This is a genomic window from Polaromonas sp. CG_9.5 (assembly GCF_035984465.1).
Lineage (GTDB): Bacteria > Pseudomonadota > Gammaproteobacteria > Burkholderiales > Burkholderiaceae_C > Polaromonas.
Genome location: NZ_JAXCHR010000048.1, coordinates 1 through 7,042 on the forward strand (window position 1 = coordinate 1; position 7,042 = coordinate 7,042).

General features: G+C 59.3%; 7 protein-coding genes and 1 pseudogene. 5 read left to right on the forward strand and 3 right to left on the reverse strand.

Annotation, left to right across the window (positions count from 1 at the left end):
- Together RCH06_RS17510 and RCH06_RS17515 are read left to right on the forward strand one after the other, a co-directional pair.
- On the forward strand, nt 1–424 hold a 424-nt coding region (locus tag RCH06_RS17510), incomplete at its 5' end, for a hypothetical protein (protein WP_327082750.1).
- A gap of 382 nt (nt 425–806) precedes the next feature.
- Nucleotides 807–1,430, forward strand: a complete 624-nt coding sequence (locus RCH06_RS17515) for a recombinase family protein (RefSeq protein ID WP_327082751.1) — start codon at nt 807–809, stop codon at nt 1,428–1,430.
- A gap of 62 nt (nt 1,431–1,492) precedes the next feature.
- Here the strand turns inward: RCH06_RS17515 and RCH06_RS17520 are convergent.
- Nucleotides 1,493–4,467: pseudogene (locus tag RCH06_RS17520) on the reverse strand (Tn3 family transposase).
- A gap of 163 nt (nt 4,468–4,630) precedes the next feature.
- Between RCH06_RS17520 and RCH06_RS17525 the strand changes: the two are divergent.
- The 3 genes from RCH06_RS17525 to RCH06_RS17535 all read left to right on the forward strand — a co-directional run bounded on the left by RCH06_RS17525 (nt 4,631) and on the right by RCH06_RS17535 (nt 5,977).
- Nucleotides 4,631–5,206: a recombinase family protein gene (locus tag RCH06_RS17525; protein WP_327082752.1), complete on the forward strand. Its 576-nt coding sequence runs from the start codon at nt 4,631–4,633 to the stop codon at nt 5,204–5,206.
- 85 nt (nt 5,207–5,291) lie between these two features.
- Nucleotides 5,292–5,597, forward strand: a complete 306-nt coding sequence (locus tag RCH06_RS17530) for a type II toxin-antitoxin system HigB family toxin (protein WP_327082753.1) — start codon at nt 5,292–5,294, stop codon at nt 5,595–5,597.
- Nucleotides 5,594–5,977: a helix-turn-helix domain-containing protein gene (locus RCH06_RS17535; protein WP_327082754.1), complete on the forward strand. Its 384-nt coding sequence runs from the start codon at nt 5,594–5,596 to the stop codon at nt 5,975–5,977. The genes RCH06_RS17530 and RCH06_RS17535 overlap by 4 nt, the downstream gene beginning before the upstream one ends.
- Before the next feature lie 156 nt (nt 5,978–6,133).
- Here RCH06_RS17535 and RCH06_RS17540 read toward each other — a convergent pair whose 3' ends face one another.
- Together RCH06_RS17540 and RCH06_RS17545 are read right to left on the reverse strand one after the other, a co-directional pair.
- Nucleotides 6,134–6,445: a helix-turn-helix domain-containing transcriptional regulator gene (locus RCH06_RS17540; protein ID WP_327082755.1), complete on the reverse strand. Its 312-nt coding sequence runs from the start codon at nt 6,443–6,445 to the stop codon at nt 6,134–6,136.
- Entirely contained in the window at nt 6,435–6,767 is a 333-nt protein-coding gene (locus RCH06_RS17545) for a type II toxin-antitoxin system RelE/ParE family toxin (protein ID WP_327082756.1), read from the reverse strand. The genes RCH06_RS17540 and RCH06_RS17545 overlap by 11 nt, the downstream gene beginning before the upstream one ends.
- Between the last annotated feature and the right edge of the window lie 275 nt (nt 6,768–7,042).

Sequence of the window (7,042 nt, forward strand, 5' to 3'; positions counted from 1 at the left end):
CCGGGTTAAGTGCACACCATCGTGGTGGGCAACTCCCCGGATACTGCCCGGCTCATCAACCCGGCGCAAGAATGGTGTTCGTCGGACGGTTACCCATGATGCCGACCAAGCGCAAGCGCAGGAGCGGGCCGAGGAGCGAGCCCGGCAACATGCCCACAAGCAAGGCCAGGAGGCCGCAAGGTGGGTCAGTGAAGAAGATGCACAGGTTTACCGCCTTCATGCGGCTGACTCCAGCAGCGAAAGCCAGGATCAGGTCGATGTTGACGTGGCGAAAAAGATGCTCAAAGCCAAGCATTCGCTGGCAGAAGTGAGGGCCGTGCTGCACGCTTCGCCTGATCTAGCAAAGCGTCACTTTGACGTTAAAACTTATGTGAAAGAAGCCGTGAAAAATGCGCAACAAGCATTGAAAGCGGCGGTGCCCTAAATCGGGGGGGCAGGACAGAACAAAATAGAAGAAGCTACCGCTCACCAGCCGAAGGTCGAGGGCAAGTAGAGAGTGACTGTTTTAACGTCGAAACAGTCATGCACTGCCCTGGGCAGCGCCACCACGGTCGTCTCAGCCCATCGAATGGCGCGGCAGGTCAATGGTGAAAATGCATCCCGTCCCCGGTCTGTTCCGAACGCTCAGGGTGCCACCATCGGCTTCGACACTTTGGGGTCTGAGGTGCAGTGGAACAGCAAAAGCAGTTAAGAGGCCAAGATAAATGGTCAAATAGGGTGAGGCCAATTTACATTGACTTTTTTCCTCTTGGCCGCGTCTTCGGAAGGTAGCCAAGTGATGTATACCCATCTTGGCCATCAACTCCATGAAAATCGCCCGACTCTACCTGCGCGTCAGCACCGACGAACAAGACCTGGCTCGCCAAGCCGACATCGAGCACAGCGCGCGCCGGGCCGGTTACTACATCGCCGGCGTGTACCGCGAAAAGGCCTCCGGCGCGCGCGCTGACCGTCCCGAACTGCTGCGCATGATTGCGGACCTGCAACCGGGCGAGGTGGTCGTGGCCGAGAAGATCGACCGCATCAGCCGGCTGCCGCTGCCCGAGGCCGAGCGGCTGGTCGCCTCGATCCGCGCCAAAGGCGCGCGTCTGGCCGTGCCCGGCGTGGTCGATTTCACTGACTTCACGAAGGCTACCGATTCTGTAACCCGCATCGTTCTGGAGTCGGTGCAGGAACTGTTGCTCAAGCTGGCCCTGCAGATGGCCCGGGACGACTACGAGACCCGCCGTGAACGTCAGCGCCAAGGTGTGCAGCTTGCCAAGAACGCCCATAAGTACGTGGGGCGCATCCCCGACACGGCGACTCACGAGCGCATTGTTGCGCTGCGGCGCACCGGCTTGACCATCAAGCGCACGGCTGAGCTGGCCGGCTGCAGTACCAGTCAAGTCAAACGCGTATGGGCCCTTCAGCACCAACAAGCCGCAGCCTGACCCGATGCCTGTTGGCTTCCTCACTACCAGGGGTCGTCGCAGAAAACGGAAAATAAAGCACGTTAAGACTTGGCAAGTGGGCGCAGAGGTCTGAATTTGCCCGCGCCGACCTTGGCGCTGCTGCGCCAGAGGTAGTCGCCCGTCAGGTTGATGTGCTCCCAGCCCAGCGGCGAGAGGTGCTGCAGCAGCGTGTCATCAATGCCCTGCTCGTGCCCGCGCAGGGCATTGACCACCCGCTCCAGATAAACGGTGTTCCACAGCACGATGGCCGCCGTCACCAAGTTCAGGCCACTGGCGCGGTAGCGCTGCTGCTCGAATCCCCGGTCGCGGATTTCACCCAGCCGGTTGAAGAACACGGCCCTGGCCAGCGCATTGCGCACTTCGCCCTTGTTCAGCCCGGCATTGACGCGCCGGCGCAGCTCCACGCTTTGCAGCCAGTCCAGGATGAACAGCGTGCGCTCGATGCGCCCGAGCTCGCGTAGGGCGATGGCCAGGCCGTTCTGGCGCGGGTAGCTGGCGAGTTTTCTGAGCATCAGCGAAGCTGTGACCGTGCCCTGCTTGATCGACGTGGCCAGCCGCAGGATTTCATCCCAGTGGGCACGGATTTGTTTGACTTTGAGCCGCTCGCCGCTGATCATTGGCCCGAGCGCGTCATAGCTGGCGTCGCCTTTGGGGATAAACAGCCGGGTCTCGCCCAGGTCGCGGATGCGCGGCGCAAAGCGAAAGCCCAGCAAGTGCATCAGGCCGAAGACATGATCGGTGAAGCCGGCCGTATCGGTGTAGTGCTCCTCGATGCGCAGATCCGACTCGTGGTACAGCAGGCCGTCCAGGACGTAGGTCGAGTCGCGCACGCCGACATTGACCAGCTTGGTATGAAACGGGGCGTACTGGTCGGAAATGTGGGTGTAGAAAGTTCGCCCCGGGCTGCTGCCGTATTTTGGGTTGATGTGGCCCGTGCTTTGGGCTTTGCTGGCGGTTTTGAAGTTCTGGCCATCGGACGACGAGGTGCTGCCGTCGCCCCAGTGGGCCGCCAGAGGTTGGCGAAGCTGCTTGTTGACCAGATCGGCCAGCGCTGCCCCGTAGGTTTCGTCCCGGATGTGCCAGGCCTGCAGCCACGACAGCCTGGCATGGGTCGTGCCAGGGCAGGACTCGGCCATCTTGGTCAATCCCAGATTGATCGCATCGGCCAGGATGGTCGTGAGCAGCAAGGTTTTGTCTTTGGCGCGCTCTCCTGTCTTGAAGTGCGTGAAGTGGCCGGTGAAACCGGTCCACTCGTCCACCTCCATCAGCATGTCGGTGATCTTCACGCGCGGCAGCAGCATCGCAGCCCGATCAATCAAGGCCTGCGCCGTATCGGGCAGCACGGCGTCCAGCGGCGTGATTCTCAAGCCGGACGCGGTGGTGATGGTGGCATCGGGCAGGCCGTTGACTGCAGCCAGTGCGTTGACCGTCGCCAGCTGCTGCTCCAGCAGGGACAAGCGCTCCTGCAAATACTGCTCGCAGTCGGTGGTCACGGCCAGCGGCAACTCGCTGGCCAGCTTGAGGCTGGCAAATTTGCCGGCCGGCACCAAGTAGTCCTCGAAGTTCTTGAACTGGCGCGAGCCCTGCACCCAAGCATCGCCCGAGCGCAGCGCGTTCTTGAGCTCGGACAGCGCGCACAGCTCGTAGTACCGCCGGTCAATGCCCGCATCGGTCATCACCAGTTTCTCCCAGCGTTTCTTGATGAAGCCGATGGGCGCATCGGCTGGCACCTTGCGGGTGTTGTCGGTGTTCATGCCGCGCAGCACTTCAATGGCCTCAAGCACATCCCTGGCGGCGGGCGCGGCCCGCAGCTGGAGCACCTCCAGGAACTGCGGGGTGTAGCGGCGCAGCATGGCGTAGCCTTCGGCGACATGTGGCAGGAAGTCAAAACTCTCGGGCTGTGCGAGCTTTTGCGCCTCCGTCACGCTGGCCGTGAACGCGTCCCAGGACATGACCGATTCGATGGCCGCGAAGGGATCGCTGCCGCCTTGCCTGGCTTGCACCAGCGCCTGGCCGATACGCCCGTACAGGCGCACCTTGTCATTGATGGCCTTGCCGGATTCTTGGAATTTTTGTTGATGCTTGTTCTTCGCTGCGTTAAACAGCTTGCCAATGATGCGGTCGTGCAGGTCAATTGAATCTCGTCGGTGACGGTGGCCATGCCCTCCACGGCCAGCGCGACCAGGCTCGCATAGCGCCGCTGCGGCTCGAATTTGCCCAGATCGGCGGGCGTCATCTGAGCGCCCTCGCGGGCGATCTTGAGCAGCCGGTTCTGGTGGACCAGCCGCTCGATGCCGGCGGGCAGGTCCAGCACCTGCCAGGCCTTGAGGCGCTCGATATGCTCCAGCATGTGCCGCGAGTTCGGCCTGATCGGCGACAGCCGCAGCCACGCCAGCCAGGTGAGCCCGCTGCCCTCCTTGCGCTGGAGCAACTCATCCAGACGCTGGCGGTGTGCCGGCGTCAGTGAATCGGCCAACGCTGCGTGGATACGCCGATTGGCACGCGTGATGGCCTCGGCGCCGGCTCGCTCAATGGCATTCATGGCCGGGAGAATGATCGCTTGACGACGCAGGTTTTCGACCAGCGTGCTGGCCAGCACAATGCCCTTGTCGGTCTGCAACGCCAGCTCTGTCAGCGTTTGGACGGCTTGCCGGTAATGGCGCATGGTGAAGGGCTTGAAACCAAACGCCGTTTGCAGTTCAACCAGATGCTCACGGCGGGTCTGATCGCGCTGGCCGTACTCATCCCAACAAGCTACTGGCACCTTCAGTTGCGCGGCCACCATGCGCAGCAAGGCAGGCGATGGGGATTCATCGGCGCCCAGAATGACGCCGGGAAATCGCAAGTAGCACAGCTGGATGGCAAAGCCAAGCCGGTTGGCTGGCCCACGATGCTGCCCAATGATGGCCAAGTCGGTATCGCTGAAGGTGCAAAGCCCGATAAGCTCGTCTTTACCCTCGGGCAGTGCCAGCAGGCTCTCACGCTCGGCGGCTGAAAGAATGGAACGACGAGGCATCAAGGGTTCCTGGTTATGCTGGTGCGCAAACGATCGTTTGCGCACCTATGTTGCAATTCTCGAATCCCACGGGAGAGCATGAGTTGCGCAAATATATTGCACAACTCAAATGAATGGCAACAGGTTTATAGGTGCTCCCCATCCTTTTTAAGAAAACTTCAAGATGCATATTGGCTACGCCCGTGTTTCCACCCAGGATCAGGACAACAGCGCGCAAATTGCAGCACTCCAAGCGGCCGGTTGCACACGCATTTTTCAAGAAAAAGCATCGGCAGGACGTTGGGATCGCCCCGAGCTGCATCGGCTACTCGATCAGCTACGCCACGGCGATGTGCTCGTGGTCTGCAAGCTCGACCGGCTGTCGCGCTCGCTCAAGGACTTGCTGATGCTGCTGGAAAAGGTGCAGCTGTTAGGCGCCGGCTTTCACAGCTTGGGCGAAGCCATCGACACCACCACTTCAGCAGGCCGGATGATGATGCAGATCGTGGGCTCGTTCGCCGAGTTCGAGCGCGCCATGCTGCGCGAGCGCACGCGCAGCGGCTTGCTCGCCGCGCGCAAGGAAGGCCGTGTAGGGGGCCGGCGCCCCAAGCTCACCCCACGCCAGCAACAGGAAATAGTGCTGTTGGTTGCGTCCGGGCAGAAAACCGCAGCCGATGCCGCGCGCCTGTTCAATGTTCACCCTTCAACGGTCGCACGCCTCTTGGCCAAGAATAAGGCGATGCAGCCCAATCTGCCTTAACGTGCTTTATTTTCCGTTTTCTGTGACGACCCCTGATCGGCATGGTGATTAGTCTATAGTCCCAATTTGGTACTATAATTCAAATATGCGAATCATTGCACTATCCACTCTGCGCAATTTTTGGCAAAAACACCCCCAGGCCAAAGACGCTTTGCAGGGCTGGTACTTTGAGGCTCTGCGTGCAAACTGGATGACACCTGCAGACATCAAGGCTCAGTACCGCAACGCTAGCTTTGTGGGCAATAACCGCGTGGTGTTCAACATCAAGGGCAACGATTACCGCTTGGTCGTGGCGGTCATGTACAGAGCTGGCGCACTGTTCATCAAGTTTGTCGGCACGCACACCGAGTACGACCGAATCAATGTTGAAACCGTGGAGCACAAAGCATGAACTATCAACTGCACCCCATCCGCACCGAGGCCGACTACCAATTCGCGCTCAAAACCGTAGAAGCGTTCTTTGATGCGCCAGAACCCGCCCCAGGCAGCGAAGAAGAAGCACTGTTTGAGGCCTTGGTCGCTCTCATTGAAGCCCATGAGCGCAAGCACTATCCCATTGAGCTACCCACCCCTATCGAGGCGATCAAATTTCGCATGGATCAATCAGGCATGACAGTGTCCGACCTTGAGCCGTACATCGGCCCGCGCAACCGAGTCTATGAAGTGCTGGCGGGAACCCGCAATCTTTCATTGGCGATGATCCGGCGCTTGGTCACTCTGGGCATCCCTGCAGATGTGCTGATCGGACAAGACCACGCTTCACACGCTTAAACCATCCGTGCCGCACAAGTCCTAAGACGCGCGACCTCCTGGTTCGGCTACCTTGTCCCTGCACACACGCACGACGGGCCTTATGTCAAGCAAGCGGCCAGTTCCTTCAAATCAGGTCTCAGCCCAACCTGTCGCAAAGCGCTGGCTGGCATCGATTCAAGCGTGTGCCATTGGAGCGTGCATAGGCTGCACCGACAGACGCATGCCCATTGCCTTCAGGATCGCGGAAAAATTGCTCAATGCAGGATTGCCATCTGCTGACAAGGTACGGTAAAGCTGTGTTGGGTTCAAGTGTGCCTGCTCGGCCACGGCTTGCACCCCGCCGAATGCTTTTGCAATTTGTCGCAGTGCAATCAAAAGCTCGCTTTGATCGCCATCTTCGAGAATGCTGTTGAGCAATTGAAGCGCGTAGGCCGGGTCTTGCCGGTACACCTCGGCCATTGCTTCGTCGTGCGCTCTATCTTTCATCGCCCGTTCTCCTTTGCCAGTCTTGCCAATAGTCGCAAGCGCGGGCTATGTCCGCATCTTGCGTTCGCTTATCACCACCACACAGCAGCAATACGATCTGTTTGCCTGCAATGGCGTAATACACCCGATAGCCAGCACCCACGTCGATGCGAAGCTCCCACACGCCATCACGACAAAACTTATGGTCGCCAAAATTGCCTTGCTCGACCCGATTCACGCGCCGATCTACTGCAATTCTTGCCGTGATGTCGCGCTGCTTTCGCAGCCAATCGAGATAAACGTCTTTCTCGTCGGCACTTAAATAGTGGCGGATTTCATACATGGCTTATTTTCGTTTATAAACGAATTTTGTCAAGTGCGGTTTTTCACCTGAGCACATAACGCCATGCAGATTCCTTGTCGCACAAGTCCTAACAAGCACGACACCATCCGCCTACCCCGCTGTCACGGGTGCTATCGTGTCGCGTATTTAAGTCGCATGTTATTGCTACACCTGCGCCACTGAGTATTCCGGTGAACGTGACCGCTGATTCCGGCAACGTGACCGGTATTCCGGCGAACGTGACCGGGGGTCGGTGTTGCGCGTTTTGATTTTAT

Bases quoted from the DNA above. Each gene is read 5' to 3' on its own strand.
- RCH06_RS17515 (WP_327082751.1), top strand. From the start codon at position 807: ATGAAAATCGCCCGACTCTACCTGCGCGTCAGCACCGACGAACAAGAC.
- RCH06_RS17525 (WP_327082752.1), top strand. From the start codon at position 4,631: ATGCATATTGGCTACGCCCGTGTTTCCACCCAGGATCAGGACAACAGC.
- RCH06_RS17530 (WP_327082753.1), top strand. From the start codon at position 5,292: ATGCGAATCATTGCACTATCCACTCTGCGCAATTTTTGGCAAAAACAC.
- RCH06_RS17535 (WP_327082754.1), top strand. From the start codon at position 5,594: ATGAACTATCAACTGCACCCCATCCGCACCGAGGCCGACTACCAATTC.
- RCH06_RS17540 (WP_327082755.1), bottom strand. From the start codon at position 6,445: ATGAAAGATAGAGCGCACGACGAAGCAATGGCCGAGGTGTACCGGCAA.
- RCH06_RS17545 (WP_327082756.1), bottom strand. From the start codon at position 6,767: ATGTATGAAATCCGCCACTATTTAAGTGCCGACGAGAAAGACGTTTAT.